At 61.8% G+C, this 657-nt stretch carries 1 protein-coding gene; it reads left to right on the top strand.

Annotation, left to right across the window (positions count from 1 at the left end; translation table 11 throughout):
- The coding region (locus DW925_RS10150; RefSeq protein ID WP_117790927.1) for an NAD-dependent protein deacetylase, SIR2 family at positions 1-657 on the top strand (657 nt) is incomplete at both ends.

Here is a 657-nt window from a genome sequence, read left to right as displayed (position 1 = left end):
TCAAGAGCCTTTTCGACGGCTTCTACCACCTCTACCCCAGCCTCGAGCAGCAATGGGCATACTACGCGCGATATATCGATTTCATGCTGCGCGAGCCGACCTCGCAGCCCTATCTCGACCTACGGTCCCTCATCGGCCATAAGGATTACTTCATCCTGAGCACCAATGTAGACACCCAAGTCGAGAAGACGTTTCCCGACGAGAGAACCTGTAACTATCAGGGAAGCTTCGCGCACCTTCAGTGCAAGCAGCCATGCTGTGACGAGCTCTTCGACGCGAGCCCCTACGTCGAGCGCATGCTCGCGGGCATGGCGGGGTTCGAGGTCCTCAGCGAGGATATCCCCCGATGCCCGCATTGCGGCTGGCAGCTTGTGCCGTGGGTGCGCGATGACACGTTTCTGCAGGGTGCGGCCTGGCGCGAGAGCCTCGGACGATACGAGCGCTTCGTGCGCGAGCGCAGCGATCGCCGCGTGCTGTTGTTGGAGCTCGGCGTGGGCGAGATGACCCCCGGCATCATCACGCTCCCGTTCTGGAGCATGACCGCGAAGCTGCCGGATGCGCACCTTTTGAGCGTAAACATCTCGGGCGACTCGGCTCCGCTGCAGCTTGGAAGCAAGGCAGAGGCGATCCAAGCCGATTTGGGCGCCCTGCTCTCGG

This window comes from Collinsella sp. AM43-1 (genome assembly GCF_003467925.1).
Classification (GTDB): Bacteria; Actinomycetota; Coriobacteriia; order Coriobacteriales; family Coriobacteriaceae; genus Collinsella.
This window is presented reverse-complemented; position numbering and strand designations above follow the sequence as displayed.